At 61.0% G+C, this 17,535-nt stretch carries 13 protein-coding genes; 10 read left to right on the forward strand and 3 right to left on the reverse strand.

The genetic code is table 11. The features are described from left to right. Together DT23_RS10965 and DT23_RS19515 are read right to left on the reverse strand one after the other, a co-directional pair. A partial coding sequence (locus DT23_RS10965; RefSeq protein ID WP_156023928.1) for a hypothetical protein occupies positions 1–474 on the reverse strand: 474 nt, incomplete at its 3' end. Between the two features lie 190 nt (positions 475–664). Beyond that, positions 665–817, reverse strand: coding sequence for a hypothetical protein (locus tag DT23_RS19515; RefSeq protein ID WP_156023929.1), 153 nt, complete (start codon positions 815–817; stop codon positions 665–667). 322 nt (positions 818–1,139) lie between these two features. On the opposite strand from DT23_RS19515, the gene DT23_RS10970 reads away from it, so the two are divergent. From DT23_RS10970 to DT23_RS11015, 10 genes are all read left to right on the forward strand, one after another. Then, positions 1,140–3,119, forward strand: a complete 1,980-nt coding sequence (locus tag DT23_RS10970) for an AsmA family protein (RefSeq protein WP_038131220.1) — start codon at positions 1,140–1,142, stop codon at positions 3,117–3,119. A gap of 141 nt (positions 3,120–3,260) precedes the next feature. After that, positions 3,261–4,829: a GGDEF domain-containing phosphodiesterase gene (locus DT23_RS10975; RefSeq protein ID WP_051697224.1), complete on the forward strand. Its 1,569-nt coding sequence runs from the start codon at positions 3,261–3,263 to the stop codon at positions 4,827–4,829. Positions 4,830–5,018: 189 nt separating this feature from the next. Beyond that, on the forward strand, positions 5,019–6,863 hold the full coding sequence (gene yidC / locus DT23_RS10980; RefSeq protein WP_038131221.1) for a membrane protein insertase YidC: 1,845 nt from the start codon (positions 5,019–5,021) through the stop codon (positions 6,861–6,863). Then, positions 6,860–7,630: an MOSC domain-containing protein gene (locus tag DT23_RS10985; protein WP_038131222.1), complete on the forward strand. Its 771-nt coding sequence runs from the start codon at positions 6,860–6,862 to the stop codon at positions 7,628–7,630. Before yidC ends, DT23_RS10985 begins: the two co-directional genes overlap by 4 nt. Continuing rightward, on the forward strand, positions 7,630–8,286 hold the full coding sequence (gene yihA, locus DT23_RS10990; RefSeq protein WP_038131226.1) for a ribosome biogenesis GTP-binding protein YihA/YsxC: 657 nt from the start codon (positions 7,630–7,632) through the stop codon (positions 8,284–8,286). The genes DT23_RS10985 and yihA overlap by 1 nt, the downstream gene beginning before the upstream one ends. Before the next feature lie 172 nt (positions 8,287–8,458). Further along, positions 8,459–10,267, forward strand: a complete 1,809-nt coding sequence (locus DT23_RS10995; RefSeq protein ID WP_162177223.1) for a sensor histidine kinase — start codon at positions 8,459–8,461, stop codon at positions 10,265–10,267. After that, entirely contained in the window at positions 10,264–10,881 is a 618-nt protein-coding gene (locus DT23_RS11000) for a response regulator transcription factor (protein WP_038131228.1), read from the forward strand. The genes DT23_RS10995 and DT23_RS11000 overlap by 4 nt, the downstream gene beginning before the upstream one ends. A 97-nt stretch (positions 10,882–10,978) precedes the next feature. Further along, positions 10,979–11,731 carry a sulfate reduction electron transfer complex DsrMKJOP subunit DsrO gene (gene dsrO, locus DT23_RS11005; RefSeq protein WP_051697225.1) on the forward strand — a complete coding sequence of 251 codons (753 nt, stop codon included), beginning with the start codon at positions 10,979–10,981 and terminating at the stop codon, positions 11,729–11,731. Continuing rightward, complete coding sequence (gene nrfD, locus DT23_RS11010) at positions 11,731–12,852, forward strand: NrfD/PsrC family molybdoenzyme membrane anchor subunit (RefSeq protein WP_051697226.1); 1,122 nt, start codon at positions 11,731–11,733, stop codon at positions 12,850–12,852. The genes dsrO and nrfD overlap by 1 nt, the downstream gene beginning before the upstream one ends. 10 nt (positions 12,853–12,862) lie before the next feature. After that, a complete protein-coding gene (locus tag DT23_RS11015; protein WP_038131229.1) occupies positions 12,863–15,940 on the forward strand; it encodes a molybdopterin dinucleotide binding domain-containing protein in 3,078 nt (1,025 codons plus the stop codon). A gap of 103 nt (positions 15,941–16,043) precedes the next feature. On the opposite strand, the gene DT23_RS11020 is transcribed toward DT23_RS11015, so the two are convergent. After that, a complete protein-coding gene (locus tag DT23_RS11020; RefSeq protein ID WP_038131230.1) occupies positions 16,044–17,480 on the reverse strand; it encodes an aldehyde dehydrogenase family protein in 1,437 nt (478 codons plus the stop codon). Between the last annotated feature and the right edge of the window lie 55 nt (positions 17,481–17,535).

The raw sequence follows: 17,535 nt of genomic DNA on the forward strand, positions 1-17,535 counted from the left end.
CCTCCGGTAAACCCGGGGCGGTTCAGGAGAGCCAAAGATAAGGTAGCCCGGCAGGTCGTAGCGCGGGTCAAGTCTATCGCGGCGGAGGGGTGCGTAATACATATTGATTGCCTCCGCATTCTTCGACGCCGGACGCAAAGCAAGCTCGACATGGATGACCGTATCCTTGAGCACTGGGTCTGCTTCTATGATCTTTTCGATCCACTTGATCCGCCGCGGCGCGAAGAAAGGCGGGTCTACGCTCATCGTCTTAGGCACTTCCCCAAGCCAAAAGGTTCGCGTCGAAAGCTCTACCGTCTGTGCTGTTTGTGCGATTGCCGGTAAGCCGGCCAGAACCCCACACAGGATAATCACTGTAAACTGCCCAAGCACGCGCCTCACGCCGAAGTCAGGGTCCCCGCAGCCGTTCAACTTTGTTCTCCCCGTTATCGCTGAATATATCTGTGCAATCGTTAAATTTATAATATTTTTCAAAGCAACATGCCCCCTCACACGGGAAGGTCACGCGTCCCATGGTAGTATGCCGTAAATCATTGAATTCGCCCGCAAATATGGCTGAAAAAATTGAAAACCTGCCGACCCGAAAGCCAGCAGGTTGGATAGCTCTATGTCCGACAGAGCGGACTGACGCAACGTGGGGGTGTTTTCCTGTCCGCTACGGCGCTTAGACGCTGGGCGGCATCACGTCAAAGGGCGAGGCCAGACGGCGGTTGCGGCGCAGTTCAGGCATCGTGCGCAGCGCGTCGAAGCGGGCCTCAAGAATGCTATCGGGGCGTGCGCGAAACAGCGTAAAGATCGAAGCTAGGGTGCGGGCCATTTGGGGGCTCCTCTCGGTCTGGGGTCTGATCTATGTTCTTGTCTGATCCCTTTTTCGCGGGCAATTGGGGCCAATCAGTGGCGCAGTTGCGCAATCAGAGGGGCATTCACGCGGCGTTTGCGTGCCTGTTTAGGGTTGCGCCACAATCACGCCGAAAGGCGAAACTTGTCGGCGCCCCGTCAACGCGAAAACTGAAATTGAGGGCATGGATCGCCGCGATTCGCGGTCAGATTGGATTTGGCGCGCCGTTCGGGAAATGTCGGTTCAGTCAGGGCGGGTTTTGCGTTAGGCTATAGACCAACAGCAATATCTAGGGGGTCTCATGCGCTGGATCGTTCGCATCATTGGTCTTGTCGTTATCCTTGTGTTGACCGCTTTGGGGGCGGTTATGCTTATCCCCTCCAACAAAATCGCCCAGCTTGCCGAGGGCCAGTTCGAGACCGCGACGGGGCGCAAGATGACCCTGACGGGCGAGGTCCACGCGACGATCTGGCCCCAGCTTGGGGTGCGCACCGGACCGGTAACGATTGCGAATGCGGATTGGGCCACGGATGGCCCGATGCTCAGCGCCAAGGGGCTTGAGATCGGGATCGACCCAAGCTCGCTGTTTGGCGGCGACATTCGCGTCTCCAAGGTCAATCTGCTCTCGCCCGATATCCTGCTAGAGCGGCGCAAGGATGGCACGGGCAACTGGGCCTTCACGCCGCCGACCGACGCGGCAAGTGCTCCGGCGGCGACAAACGACACCAGCGCGGCAAGCACGAGCGGCGCGATGCAGGGCTTTAGTCTCGACAAGGGGACCGTCAGCGATGGAACGGTGACGTGGGTTGATCAAGCGAGCGGCCAGCGTCTTACCGTATCTAAACTTGATGCGACGCTTGAGATTCCTTCCTACACCGGTCCCGCCGATCTGTCCCTCAAGGCCGAGACCAACGGCAGTGCGATTACTTTAAGCGGTACGCTTGGCGAATTTTCCAACCTCATCGCAGGTAAGGTTGTGCCCGCCGATCTGGCGGTGGGGGTTGGCGCGTCTACGGCGTCGTTCAAGGGCAATCTTGGCACCTCACCGATGAGCGCGCAGGGCACCATGTCTGCCGATTTGAAAAACCCTGCCGCATTGGCCACGGCGTTCGGACAATCCGCGCCCGATTTGCCCAACGGGCTGGGGCATGACACGATCACCGCCACCGGTGAAGTCACGCTGGCCCCCGCAGGATCGCTGCATCTCCGCGGCGGGAAAATTACGCTAGATGGCAACGCGCTGAACGCGGCGGCGGACGTGACCTTCCCCAAGGGCAAGCCGATGATCAACGCACAGATCAAGGCGGGCGCGTTGGATTTTTCGGCGCTGACGGGTTCGGGCAGCGCGGATGGTGGTGGCAAGAGTTCTGGCACCAAGTCGGCAAGCGGGTGGTCGACCGCCCCGATAGACGCAAGCGCGCTGCATACGGTGGATGCCAAGATCGCGCTCAGCGCTGCCTCCATTGACCTTGGCGTTAGCAAGCTGGGCCAGACCAACGCGCTGATTACAGTGGAAAACGGTCGCGCGGTGGCTGATCTCAGTCAAGTGTCGGCCTATGACGGCAAAATCAGCGGGCAATTGGTCGCCAATGCGCGCGGCGGGCTGTCAGTGGCGGCCAATCTGGTGGCCAAAAGCGTGTCGATGGCGCCTTTGCTGACCGATCTGGCCGATTATAAACGGCTCGATGCAAAGGCCGATCTGAATGTGAAACTGCTGGCCTCGGGCAACTCTCAGGCGGCGTTGGCGCAATCGCTGTCGGGTTCTGGCAATGTCAGCCTTGGGAAAGGTGGCTTGCAGGGGCTGGATCTGGTGGGGATGCTGCGCACGCTGAACCTGAACTATGTCGGCGAAGGCGCGAAGACGATTTTTGACAAAATCAGCGCCAGCTTCACCATCGATAAGGGCGTGCTGAGCAATGACGACCTCGTGCTGACTGCGCCGCTGCTGAACGCTACAGGTAAAGGCCGCGTGAACATTGGCGCGCAGACGCTGGACTACAGGGTAACAGCGTCCGCACTGGGCAAGGATGACGGCAGCGGCGGCGTAAAGGTGCCGCTGGATATCACCGGACCTTGGGCCAAGCCGAAATTCCGCGTCGATGTGGATTCGATTTCGAGTAGCAAGATCGATGCGGCCAAGGACAAGCTTGAAGACAAGGCCAAAACCGAGGTTTCTAAAAAGCTGGGCATCACGCTTGAGGACGGTCAAAAGCCAGAGGACGCCGTGCGCCAAAAGCTGGAAGACGAGGCCAAGAAGGGCATTTTGAAGCTGTTCAAATAACCGGGCCGCGCCGGGCCGACACGTCGAATTTTAGCTAAAACGTCTCCGATTTGCGCGGCACGGATTAACCGCTCGCTGACCAATTCATCCTAACCTGCCCCTCGAAAGCCTGTTGGGTGTTGGGATTATTGAGGTGGGAAAATGGCGGTGAATGGGCGAACGGGGCACGCGCGGCTGTCGCAGCTGCGTGCATGGAACAAACGCAAGGCCGGGCCGATTTTGCTACGCCGCGACATGGTGGTGTTTCTGCCCGCCGTCGCGCTTGCGGGACTGTGGTTTAATCTTGAGGGCATGTTTCTGTTGGGGCTAACGGCGCTGCTGGTTGCCTGGATGACCCGACCGCTACCGATTCCGCCCGAGGATAGCGATCTGCCGCACGATGCCGCGACCGGCCTGCCATTGCGCGACGAGGCGGTGGCAATCATGTCCGATTTCATGACCGAGGCAGAGGCCGCTGCGCGCGGAACCGCCTGTATTGTCATCGGTCTTGACGAACCCGACATGCTGCTGCGCCAGATGCATCACCACGAGTTTGAGCAGTTTATGCGCCGGATATCGGAACGCATTTCGGGTGCGCTGCGCGAACCTGACAGAGTGGCGAAGATCAATAGCACGCGCTTTGCAATCTTGCTGCGCCCCACGCCGCGCCCCGATCTTGAAAGCATGATTCAACTCTCGGCGCGGCTTCAATCGGCGGTCGAAGCTCCGGTTTCGGTTGGCGCTCGTGCGATCCACGCGACTTGCCATGTCGGGTTTTGCCTGATGGGCCGCGCGCCTGCCCCCACGGGTGAGTCGTTGCTGTCCGCCGCCGAAATCGCCGCCGACGAAGCAGAGCGTAACGGCCCAAGCGCGATGCGCGGATACTCCCGCGAGTTGCAGAAAACCGCGCAAGCACGCTCAGATCTAAGCGAAGAGGCCGGCGAGGCGTTGGAATCCGGCCAGATCCGCCCATTCTATCAGCCTCAGATTTCCACCGATACCGGCGACATCGTTGGTCTACAGGTGGTCCCGCGCTGGCTTCATCGCAAACGTGGCATTCTTGGCGAACGCGATATCTCAGCGGCGATCAACGCCGCTGGCCTGCAGCGCCGCTTTGCCGAGGTGATGTTGTTTCAAGCCTTCGGTGCCCTGCGCGACTTTGATACCCGTGGCGCAAATTACGGCCCCGTTTCATTGCAGATCTCGGGCGAAATGCTACGCAATCCAAGGCTTCTGGAACGCTTACAATGGGAGTTCGATCGTTTTGAAATCAGCCCAGAGCGGATCTGTCTGACGCTTCGCCAAGAAGCGACCGAGCAGCTAGATCAGGAAATCGTTGCGCATAACATGTCTCAAATTGCCAAGCTGGGATGCCTCATCGAATTGGCGGGATTTGGCAATGGCCCGGTCTCGGTCGCCACGATCAAGCGCACGGCCGCGCATCGTATGCGTATCCACCGCTCCTTCGTGACCAAGATTGACCAAGACCCCGAACAACAGCGTGTCGTTGCCGCGATGATCTCGCTCTGTGAGGGTTTGGGACTCCAGACACTGGCCGAAGGGGCCACCACCATCGCGGAGCACGCGATGCTGGGGCAATTGGGCTGTGCTATCGTTCAGGGCGCCGCAATCGCCGCGCCAATGCCGCTTGACGAGCTGGGCGAATGGGCACGTCGCCACCGCGCCAAATTGGCAGCGACACCCCGGATCGACAAGCATCGCGGCCCGTGACCCGGCGCGCGATTTGCCGGACTGGCCGTGTTGCTTTGCCGACATGGCCGGGTTTCTTTGCTGAAAATACCCTGTGATCCCCGCGAAACCTGCCTCGTTTCAAGATTTGACCGGGAAATGGCTTGACCTTTGCCTGCCCCTTCTGTTGAACCTCCCCAATCTTTGGGCAGGTTGGTGGATTTCGTCTACATGGACAATCAGAATAAGAACCTACTACTCACGTTGGTGCTTTCGGCGCTTGTGATCGCGGTCTGGACTTTCTTTTTTCCGCCCGAGCAAGCCCCAGTACCGCCTCAGGACCAAACGGTCTCTGATCAGGTAGCTGCCCCTGCAGCACCCGACCTTGCGCCCACGACCTCGACACTGGGCAGCCAGACGGTCGATACCGACATGACGTCCAAAGCCACGCAGGCGACCGTGAAGGACACGCCGCGCATCAAAATCGACACGCCCGAAGTGGTCGGCTCGCTTTCGCTGCTGGGCGGGCGCTTGGATAGCCTGTCACTCAAGAAATACAAAGAAACGCTGGACAAGGATTCGCCCGATGTCCGCCTCCTGTCCCCGGTGGGCGGTGATGTCACGGATGCGAAGAAGCCCTATTACGTTGTTTACGGCTGGCTGCCAGCAGGCGGGATGCCCGCAGATCAGGTGCCCGGCCCCAACACTGTCTGGAGCCAAGTCGGCACCGGCGAATTGACCCCCTCGACCCCGATCACACTGCAATGGAATAACGGTCATGGCCTGACCTTCCAGCGCGAAATTTCGGTCGATGACAAATATCTCTTCACCGTCAAGCAATCCGTCCAAAACGACACCAGCGCACCGGTCAAGCTGGCCCCATACGGTATCGTCGCGCGCCACGGAATCCCGGACGAGCGCCGGGTCTATGTGCTCCACGAGGGTGCGGTGCGCATGACCGATGGTGAGCTAGAAGAGATCAAATACAAGAAGATCACCAAGCTCGACCAACAAGGTGCCGAGGGTCAAGCCGAGATTTTGCATGCAGAAAAAACGGGCTGGACGGGTTTCACCGATAAGTACTGGCAAACCATTCTGGCGCCTGTTTCCGGACCGTTCACCTCGGTCGTCAAATATTCCGGCGAGAAGTCCGACATCTATCAGGCCGAGACCCGCCTGCCAGTGATTGAGGTTGCTCCGGGTGCCAGCGGCACCGCGCAAACCCATCTGTTTGCCGGCGCTAAGGAATGGCAGACGCTACGGGACTATCAAGACAGCGTTCCGATCCAGAACTTCGTCGATTCGATTGACTGGGGTTGGTTCTACTTCCTAACCAAACCGATGTTCCGTCTATTGCATTTCCTGCACGGCGCGATCGGCAACATGGGTTGGGCGATCATCGCGCTGACCTTCATCATCAAGCTGCTGGTCTTCCCGCTGGCGCGCAAATCCTACATCTCGATGGCGCGCATGAAAGAGCTGCAGCCCGAAATGGAGAAGATGAAAGAGGCTGCCGGCGGCGACCGTCAGAAGATGCAGCAAGGCATGATGGAGCTGTATAAGAAGCACAAGGTGAACCCGGCTGCGGGTTGTCTGCCGCTGCTGATCCAGATCCCGATTTTCTTCTCGCTCTACAAGGTGATTTACAACACGATCGAGCTGTATCACGCGCCGTGGCTTGGCTGGATTCATGACCTGTCCGCGCCCGATCCCAGCTCGATCCTGAACCTGTTCGGCCTGCTGCCCTTCATGGCCCCCGGTATTACCTCGCCGTTGCACATCATCTCGCTGGGTATCCTGCCGATCCTGCTGGGCGTGTCGATGTGGTTCCAGCAAAAGCTGAACCCCGCGCCGACCGATGCCACACAGGCGATGATCTTTGCGTGGATGCCGTGGGTGTTCATGTTCATGCTGGGCAGCTTTGCCAGCGGGCTTGTTCTGTACTGGATCACCAACAACACGATCACCTTCCTGCAGCAGTACACGATCATGTCGATGCACGGGAAAAGGCCCGATCTGTTTGGCAACATCAAGTCGGGCTTCAAACGGAAAAAGGCTACGACTGAGGAAAAATGACCGGCCATCTCAGCCATATCTATCGCCACCCGATCAAGTCGGTCGGGTTGGAAGAAATCGCAAGCGCGTCCCTCTCGCAGGGGCGCGCTCTGCCTTTGGACCGGGTGTGGGCAATTGCGCATACGCGATCCAAGGTGGCGGGCGATGCTGAGGGTCGCGCGCAAAGCTGGGGAAAAAAGGCAAATTTCCTGACCGGATGCGCCAGCGGGTCGCTGATGGCGATCACCGCGCGCTGTCTGGAGGATGGGCGCCTTTTGCTACAACATCCCGATCTTTGGCACGTTGAAATTGATCCGACCCGCGCCGCAGATCACGCCAAGCTTTTCGAATGGCTGCGCGCACTCTGGCCTGCAGATGCGCCCCAACCCAATGCGCTGTTGCGCGCGCCCGAAGATCAGCCGCTCAGCGATCAAAGCACGCCGCTGCTCTCCTTGATCGGGCAGGCCTCGCTAAACGATCTAAGTGCGAAACTGGGGCAACCGCTGTCACGCGCCCGTTTTCGCGCCAATCTTTGGGTTGAAGACTGGGAGCCCTTTGCGGAATTCGATCTGATCGGGTGTCAAATTCGCGTTGGTGATGCGCGGCTAGAAGTGCGCAAACGCGTTGGCCGCTGTCGCGCGACCGATGCCAATCCCGAGACGGGCTTGCGCGATATCGACATGCTGCCCGCTTTGAGCCAGCATTATAATCATACCGATCTTGGCGTGTTCTGCGCCGTGATTGAGGGCGGCGAGATTGCCCGGGGTGCGCGAGTAGAGGTGATCTGATGGAACTACAATTTCCTTTGGCCGAAGAGCCTGATGATTTCACGCGTGAGGCGGGCCGCAAGTTGTTCGCCTTTCCCGTCGAGTTTCTCAAAGGTGTGGTCGCGATGTCGGGCTTGCCGCCTGCGGATCGCATCGAAGTCTGCTTTGCAGGGCGCTCGAATGTCGGCAAATCCAGCCTGATCAACGCGCTGACGAACCGAAAAAACCTGGCGCGCGCATCGAACACGCCCGGCCGCACACAAGAAATCAACTATTTCACCACGCAAGATGGCCCCTATCTGGTCGATCTTCCTGGCTATGGTTTTGCCCAAGCGCCGGTGGCTGTGGTCGCCAAATGGCAAGCGCTGCTGAAAAGCTATCTGGCGGGTCGCGCCACTTTGCGCCGTGCGTTCGTGCTCATCGATACGCGCCACGGCGTGAAAGCGGTCGATGAAGAAATCCTGACCCTGCTGGATCGCGCGGCAGTGCCGTTTCAGGTCGTGATGACCAAGGCGGATAAGGTCGGCGCAAGTGATCGTGAGAAAAACATCGCACAGGTGCGCAAAGCCCTGACGAGCCATCCCGCCGCCTATCCTGAAATCGTGTTGACGTCATCGGAAAAGGGCGACGGCATTGAAACCTTGCGCGCGATTATCGCTGGGTTAGGCGGGCAATGATCTGACCGCTCATATTGGCTAGGCGCGGCCCCATTGCTGCAAACGCGCAACGGGTGAGATCGCGTCATGTGTTTCATCGCAACGCATGCCATTTGACCACGCCAGGACATTCTGGCATCCCAAAAGCTGGGCGAACGGATCTGGCCCAGCGCGTGATTATGGGAATAGCGATGTGGGACTAAAGAGCGTGGCCGCACGGTTTCAAGCTGCTGGGCGGCATGTCTTGGCGATGCTCGCGTGTCTGATCGTGCTCGCCCCGGCGGCGCAGGCGAAAGAGACGTTGCGGATCGGGGTTCTCGATTATCTCGGCTCGGATCACTCGCTGAGCCATTGGGAGCCCACCGAAGCTGCGCTGGATACGGCCCTGCCCGGCTATGATTTCCACTTCGAGCCGCTTGATATCCACCAGCTTGACGCGGCGCTTGCGGCGCAAAAACTGGATTTCGTCATCACCAATCCGGGCAATTACGCCGAGCTGGAATATCGCTACCATATCAGTCGCCTCGCCACCGCGCAGTCCGATCAACCGGTGGGCTCGACGCTGGTCACGACCGAGGATCTGACAACCCTTGGCGATCTTGCAGGCCGCAAGCTGGCGATCACCGCCCCCGAGGCGTTTGGCGGGTTTCAGGTGATCTGGTCCGAGATGCTAAATGCAGATCCCCGACTGCCCGCCAAGGTGCAACTCGAGGTGACGGGCTATCCGATGCAGCGCGCGGCCCAAGCGGTTCTTGACGGGCGCGCCGATGCAGCGGTGCTGCGCCCTTGCATGCTAGAGAAATTGCAGCGCGAAGATCCGGCGCGCTACGGAGCGTTGCACGCTTTTGCCCTTCAGCCATCTGAGCAGACGCAATGCGCGCTCTCTAGCCCGGTCTATCCCGGCTGGCCTTTAGCCAAGGCACGCGCGACCTCGCCGGAACTGGCGAAACAAGTGGCGATTGCCCTGATGCAGATGCCGTCGGGCAATCGCTGGACAGTGCCGCTGGATTACCAGCCGGTGCATGAACTGCTGCGCCAGTTGCAGCTTGGCCCCTATGCGCGCACCGGCCCGGTCAATCTGCGCGATTTCATCGCTGATTACCGCGACTGGCTGATCGCGCTGGCTGTCGCGCTGATATTTTGGGCGCTGTATTCGGTGCGCATCGAGACGTTGGTGCGGCGACGCACCCGCGCGCTGGATCTCGCCAACACCCAGCTAAAACAAGAGATGATCGAACGCGAACGCGCGGAAGCTGCCGACCGGCTGCACATGCGCGAGCTCGAACATGTCGCGCGGCTGTCGATTTTGGGCGAGATGGCATCCTCCATCGCGCATGAGTTAAACCAGCCGCTTTCTGCGATTTCGAACTATGCGCAGGGCTGTATGTTGCGACTTCAAACGGGCAGTTTCACGCAAGCCGATATGGAGACGGCCTCGGGCGAGATCGCCGCGCAGGCCGAGCGCGCCGCCACCGTGATCCGGCGCATCCGCGCCTTCGTGCGCAAGCGCGAAACCCAGCGCGCCCCGATCAAGATTTGCGAATTGCTCGCGGAATGTAGCTCTCTTTATGAGGCGCAGACCCATCGCGCGGGCGTGCGCGTCGAGGTGATGTGCGCGCAGGGGTTGGCGCAGGTGACGGGCGACCGGGTGCATCTGACGCAGGTGATCCTTAACCTCGTACAGAACGCCGTGGATGCGATGGCGCAAACCGACCCCGACCAGCGCCGCATCCTGATCAATGCCGAGCGCGCCGAAGAACCGGGCCGTGGCGCGGGAATCTGCCTGTCGGTGCGTGATCGCGGCACCGGCATGTCCGAAACCGCGATGGCCCATTTTGCCGAGGCGTTTTACACCACGAAACCCGAGGGGATCGGGCTGGGGCTGGCCCTTTCGCGCTCGATCATCGAGGCGCATGGCGGCTGGATGCGCGCGCAACGCCCGGCGGATGGCGTAGGATTGCGGGTGGCGATCTGGCTGCCGATCGGTGAGGATACGCCATGAGCGACACACCCGTGATCCATATCGTCGATGATGACCGCGCCGCGCGCGAGGGGCTGGGGTTTCTGCTGTCCTCGCTTGGGCTGACGATTGCGTGCCATGCAAGTGCCGCAGATCTTCTGGCCGCTTTGGGCGATCAGGCGGTGGGCTGCATTCTGGCCGATGTGCGCATGCCTACGATGACGGGGCTGGAACTGCTGGACGAGCTTGGGCGGCGCGACTGCCCGCTGCCCGTGATCATGATTACGGGTCACGGCGATGTGCCGATGGCAGTGCGCGCGATGCGGGCGGGCGCGATGGATTTCTTTGAAAAGCCGGTCAATGGCATGGCCCTTGTCGAGCGCATCAACGAAGCCCTGCGCCTTAGCAACGAGCGCGCGCAATCGCTAAACGAGCGCGCGCAACTGACCCGGCAGATCGAAAGCCTGACCGCCCGTGAGGCCGAAGTGGCGCGCGCGGTGCTGGCGGGGCGGCAAAACAAGCAGATAGCGCATGATCTGGGCATCAGCCTCAAGACGGTCGAAAACCACCGCCATAACGTGATGGACAAGATGCAGGCCAGCAGCGCCGCCGATCTGGTGCGACGCCTTGTCGCAGCGGGATGGCAGGCCGATTAGGGGTTAACCCCCAGACCCTTCGGGGTTTGCACCGATAGTGCGGTGCAGGGGATCAACGTAAAGTCCGGGCTGACCCAGCATAGAAAGGATCAGCCCCATGGACACGACCCGCCGCGGCTTTCTTGGCGCGATCGGCAAGGTGACCATCGGCGCCGCCGCCTCAGTCGCAGGTGCGAGCCAAGTCGCCGAAGCCGCACAAACCGACACGCCCACCGCCGTCCCGCATTGGGGCATGGTCGTCGATCTGCGCAAGTGCATCGGCTGTCAGGCCTGCACCGTCGCCTGCATCATGGAAAATGACGTGCCCCAGGACGCGTTTCGCACCCATGTCTCGGTTTATGAACTGGTCAAGGATGGCCAAGACCCCGCAATGGTGATGCTGCCCCGACTGTGCAACCACTGCGATGATCCGCCCTGCCTGCCGGTCTGCCCGGTCGAGGCGACCTTCAAGATCGACAGTGGCGAAGTCTTGGTGGATGCAAGCAAATGCGTAGGCTGCGGCTATTGCGTGCAGGCCTGCCCCTATGACGCGCGCTTCATCAACCATGAAACGCAGGTCGCGGATAAATGCACCTTCTGTTTCCACCGCACGCAAGCGGGGCTGTTGCCAGCCTGTGTCGAGACATGCGTTGGCGGAGCGCGCAATTTCGGTGATCTGAACGATCCCGAAAGCGAAGTATCCAAGATGCTCGCACATAACGAAGTCTCGGTGCTGCGCCCCGAGATGCACACCAATCCCAACGTCTATTACATCGGTCTGGATGACGTGTTGGACGGTCGGGTGGCCGGTGAGGCCGCCTATCATTCCGAGATGGCCGATAGCGTGAGCAGCCATGAGGAGGGTCTGTGATGCAGGTGCAAGTCCACGAACTCGTCGGAGCCGTGCATGAGGCCGCTTGGCTGCCTTGGGCGGTGCAATATTTCTTTCTTATCGCGATCTCGAGCACGGCGCTATTGATGGCGCTGCCCGCTTTCGTGCTGGGGCGCACAGGCGATCTGCCCAAGGCGCGGCTGGCGTTAATGGTGGCTGTGACCACCGGCATCGTCGCCCCCGTCGCGCTGCTGGCCGATTTGCACCAGCCGTTCCGGTTCTGGGAATTCTTCGTCTACACCCATACGACATCCTGGATGGCGTGGGGCGCGTGGATCGTTCCCAGCTATGTCGCGCTGCTGCTGGCCTTTGCATGGGCCATTCACCGCCCCGCCTTTTATGCGATGGGTCAGGAAAACTGGCGCTTTGCGTGGCTGTTTCGCCTGCTGGCGCTGAAAGGTGAGGCGAATGGCTTTGCCCGCTTGCTGGGCCTTGGCGCTGGCCTCGCCGCACTGGGTATCCTGCTTTACACCGGCACCGAGGTCGCCGTGGTGCGCGCCCGCCCGCTGTGGAACACACCGTTGCTGCCGCTGCAATTCGCCGCCACCGGTTTTGTCGGCGCGCTTGGGGTGATGCTGGTGCTGGAACGCGTGTTGAACCGCGACGGTGCGCTGGAAGAATCGCTCAACCGCGGTCTGGTTTTCGCGCTGGCCGTGGTCGGTGGCCTTGGCATCATCTGGTTCACCGTTGCACGCTCGGGCCTGTCGCCCGCACATACCCAGGCGCTGGCCTCGGTTGCAGGTTTCCCGATCTGGAAGCAGATCGCGGCTTGGGGCGCGCTGGCCATCGTTGTGCCCTTCGTGCTGGCGCTTGTCGCGCCGCGCAACACCGGCTGGGCCACCGGGCTGATCGCGATCCACGCCGCATGGATGTTTCGCTGGACGGTCTTCATGGGCGGCCAAGCCGTGCCGAAAGTCGGCTCTGGCCTGTATGACGCGCTGCTGCCCAGCGGCTTTGACGGGCTGATGGGGGTGATTGGCACCTTCGGGCTCTGGATCTTCCTGCTGATCGCCTACACGACCTTCTTCCCTTGGGCCGATGCGACCCCGCCTGTCGGGCGTCGCCCTACCACGCCCGCTCATCCCGCTCGCTCTGTCTGAGGAGACCGCCATGACCAAACGCCGCAACATTCTTAAAGGTGCCGTCGCGACCGGAGCTTTGGCCACGTTCGGAGTGGGCTATGCCGGAACCGTGAAAAAGCTCGTTAAGGGCAAATGGTCGGGCGAGGTGCCGCGCAATAAACACCTCACCGGCAACTCGATCCCCGCAGAATACACCGTCGATCCGCAGACCGGAGATATCGCGCTCAACCCCGATCAGGCGATGAGCTATACGATGTGCATCGGCTGCACCACGATGTGCGGCGTGCGGGTGCGGGTGGACAAAAAGGCCAACAAGGTGCTGCGTGTCACCGGCAACCCCTATTCCCCGATGAGCACCGATCCCTTCATCCCCTATGAAAGCTCGGTTGCGGAAAGTTTCGCCGCGATGGCGCAGGCGGGTAAAGGCAACGGACTGACCAATCGCTCGACCGCCTGCGGGCGCGGCAATGCCGTGTTGCAACAGGTCGAGAACCCGCGCCGTGTGCTGAAACCGTTGAAACGGGTCGGGCCGCGTGGCTCGGGGCAATGGCAGACGATCAGCTTTGAGCAACTCGTTGAAGAGGTCGTCGAGGGCGGCGATCTGTTTGGCGAAGGCCGCGTCGCCGGTCTGCGCGAAATCCGCGATCTTGAAACCCCGGCAGTCGAGGGCGCACCCGAATTCGGCCCGCGCGCCAACCGTTTGATGTGGATGAACTGCGTCGATGACGGGCGCGACAATCTTGTGCTGCGCTGGCTCAAGCAGAGCTTTGGCTCAAACAACTTCACCCGCCATGGCAGCTATTGCGGTGGGGCGTTCCGCTCGGGATCGGGCGCGCTGTTTGGCGACTTCAAGGCGATGCCCCACGCCAAGCCCGATTTCTCCAATGCCGAATTCATCATCTTTGCAGGCACCGCGCCGGGCAATGCGGGCAACCCGTTCAAACGCATCGGTAATCTGGTGGCCAAGGCGCGCTCGGACGGCGATCTGAGCTATGTGGTGATCGACCCGATCCTGAACAATGCGCAAAACGGCCCCTCGGGCGAGCGCTCGCGCTGGATCGGGATCAAACCGGGCACCGATGGTGCGCTGGCGATGGCGATGATGGCGTGGATGTTTGACAATGACCGGATCAATCACGACTACCTTGCCCAGCCCTCGCAAGCCGCCGCCGATGCTGCAGGTGAGGCAAGCTGGACCAACGCGACCCATCTGGTGATCGTGGATGAAAGCCATCCGCGCTTTGGCCATTTCCTGCGCGGCTCGGATCTGGGGCTGGCGGTAGAGGGTGAGGCTTATTCCGACGCCGATCCCCATCTCGTGGCCTCGTCAAATGGCCCGATCCCGGCCGGAAACACGCCCGCGCCGCTGTTCTTTGACGGTGAGGTGGACACGACTAACGGCCCCGTCGCGGTCAAGACCTCGCTCAGCCTGCTGCGCGAGGAGGCCCATCGCCAAAGCCTTGAGGCCTATAGCGACGATTGCGGCATTCCCACCGCGAAGATCGTCGATCTCGCGCGCGAGTTTACCAGCCACGGGCGGCGCGCTGCGGTCGATAGCCATGGCGGGATGATGGGCGGGTCGGGCTTTGCCAATGCCTATGCGCTCAGCATGCTCAACACGCTGATCGGCAACCTGAACTGGAAGGGCGGCGCGATGATCGCAGGCGGCGGCTTCTCCGAGACTAAAGGCCCGGCCTATAATCTCGCCAGCTTCCCCGGTGCCGTGAAAGCCAAAGGCCTGCCTGCCGGGCGCAACGTGCCCTATGAAAAGACCAGCGAATTCAAGCGTAAGAAAGCAGCGGGCAACCCCTACCCCGCCGATGGTCCTTGGTATCCCAACGCACCGGGCCTCGCGACCGAGTGGATTTCCTCGATGGTCAACCACTACCCCTACGGGGCCGAGGCGCTGATTTTCCGCAACACCAACCCGGTCTACGGCATCCCCGGCGTCGCGCCCTTGGTCGAAAAGCTCAAAGACCCCAAGGTCGTGCCGCTGATCATCTCGATTGATCCGTTTATCAATGAAAGCACGGGGATCTCGGATTACATCGTGCCGGATTCGGTGATGTATGAAACGTGGGGCTTCACCAAGCCTTGGGGCGGTGTCGCGACGAAAGCGACCTGCGCGCGCTGGCCGGTGATCGAGCCGCGGATGGAGAAGAATGCGCAAGGCGAGCGCGTCGGGATGGAGACCTTCCTGATCGCCACCGCCAAGCGCATGGGCCTGCCCGGTTTCGGCGACAAGGCGATTCCCGATGCGCAGGGCGTGCTGCATCCGCTTAACCGCGCCGAGGATTGGTATCTGCGCGGGGCGGTCAATGTTGCGATGCTGGGCAAAACCCCGGTGGCACCTGCCAGCGACGACGATATCGAACTTTCTAACGTCGCGCGGATCGCGGATGACCTGAAAGCTGTGTTGAAACCCGACGAATGGCGCCGCGCCGCAACGATCTATGCCAAGGGCGGGCGCTATGAAAATATCGAGCGCAGCTATGACGGTGCGCGCGCGACCTATGCCTTCAACAAACCAATGATGATCTGGAACGAGGAGCTCGGCAGCTTCCGCCGCGCCACTACCGGCACCCGCGTGCCCGGCACCCCGTCCTGGCGCGAGGCGGAATTCGCTGATGGCTCGAAAGTCTCGGATCACTATTCGAAAGAAGACTGGCCGATCCGGGTGTTCAGCTACAAATCCCCGCTGCAGAACTCGTATTCCGTCGGGGCCGAAGTGCTGCTGCGCATCGTCGCCTCCAACCCGGTGATCGTGGGCAGCGCTTTGGCACGCGCACATGGCATCCGCACCGGCGACATGGTGCGCCTAAGCACGCCGGGGGGCACGCTGGAAAGCGTCGCAGTGGTGCGCGAGGGCATCGCGCCCGACACGGTCGCAATCGAGCATGGCTTCGGCCATCGCGGCTTTGGCGCGCATGACATCACCATCGACGGCGAGACGAAACCGGGCGATCCGCGACTGGCGGCGGGTGTCTTGCTGAATGATCTGGGGCTGATTGATCCGACGCGGGAAAAACCCGGCGTTTGGGTCAACCCGATCTCGGGTACCGCAGTGCGCCAGGGCCTGCCCGCGAAAATCCGGCGCATCGCGTAACCGCGCGCGCCGCAGACCGCCTGCACCCAGATGCAGGCGGTCCTCTACCCGTCAGTTCGGTTTCTACGCCCTAAGCGCAGGGCTATAGTCGGGGCAAAGCCCCCTATTCAGCCCAACCCGAGATCGATTTGACGTCGCAAAACTCCTCGATGCCCCAGCGCCCGCCTTCACGCGCACGCCCCGAAGACCCAACGCCACCAAACGGCGCGCCCGCTCCGCGATCTTCGCCATTCATCTCAACCATGCCCGAATGCAATGCCCGCGCCAGTCGGTTGCGGCGCGCGCCATCACCGGACTGAACGTAATTCGTCAGACCATAAGGCGTGGCATTCGCCACTTCGATCGCCTGATCTTCGCTATCGAACGGCATGATTGACAGAACAGGGCCAAAGATTTCCTCGTTCATGATCGTCATATCTGGCGTGCAATCGGCAAAGACCGTCGGGCGCACATAAAACCCGCGATTGAGGTTTTCCGGGCGACCGGGACCACCGAACACCAGTTTGGCCCCCTCGGCGACGCCCTTTTCGATCAGGCCCTGGATCTTTTCGAACTGGGATTTGTTCACCACCGGGCCGATATGCTTGCCCTCTTCGCGCGGGCTGGCAACCTTGGTTTCTTCCGCCGTTTTGCGCGCAATTTCGACGGCACGATCATAGGCAGAGCGTTCAACCAGCATCCGCGTCGGCGCGTTACAGCTTTGCCCCGAGTTCTGGAAGCAATGTTTCACGCCACGCGCGACCGCCTCATCATCCGCATCGGCAAAGACCAGATTGGCGCCTTTGCCGCCCAGTTCCAGCGTCACGCGTTTCAGCGTCTCCGCCGCCGCTTTGGAGATCGCGCGACCCGCGCGCGTCGAACCGGTGAACGAGATCATCTCAACGTCCGGATGGGTCGAAAGCTGCGTGCCCACGCCCGCGCCATCGCCGTTCACAAGGTTGAACACGCCCGGCGGCAGGCCTGCTTCATCAAGGATTTCTGCAAATAGCAGCGACGAAAGCGGCGATTCTTCGGACGGTTTCAGCACCATCGTACAGCCCGCCAAAATCGCCGGGATCACCTTGAGCGTGACCTGATTCATCGGCCAGTTCCAAGGCGTGATCAGCCCGACAACTCCCACCGCCTCATGCGCGATCATCGCGCCCGGCGTGCCATCGCCTAGCGGATGCACCCACGGGAAGTCTTTTGCGGCAGCGATGAAATTGGCGATGTGATAGACACCCGCGCCGAATTGGTTCTTGCGCGCCAGATCAATCGGTGCGCCCATCTCAAGGCTGATCGCCTGTGCCATCTCTTCGCCGCGACGCGCGTAAATTTCCGCAATGCGCTCGACAGCGGCAATGCGCTCGGCCGGATCGGCAGCTTTCCAAGCGGGCAAAGCGGCCTTGGCGGCACCAACTGCGGCATCCGTATCGGCCTGATCGCCAAGTGAAATCACCGCGCATGGCTCTTCGCTGGCGGGATCAATCACCTGATAGTCGCGCGCCACTTTCGGGGCTACCCATTGCCCGTTGATATAAAAATCCTGCTTCTTGATCATCGCCGCCTCCTTGGCTGAATACCGATCAAACCTGTCACCGCGCAGAGCCAAGGAC

Origin of the sequence: Thioclava indica, assembly GCF_000714545.1 — a bacterium.
In the GTDB taxonomy this organism is placed as follows: Bacteria; Pseudomonadota; Alphaproteobacteria; order Rhodobacterales; family Rhodobacteraceae; genus Thioclava; species Thioclava indica.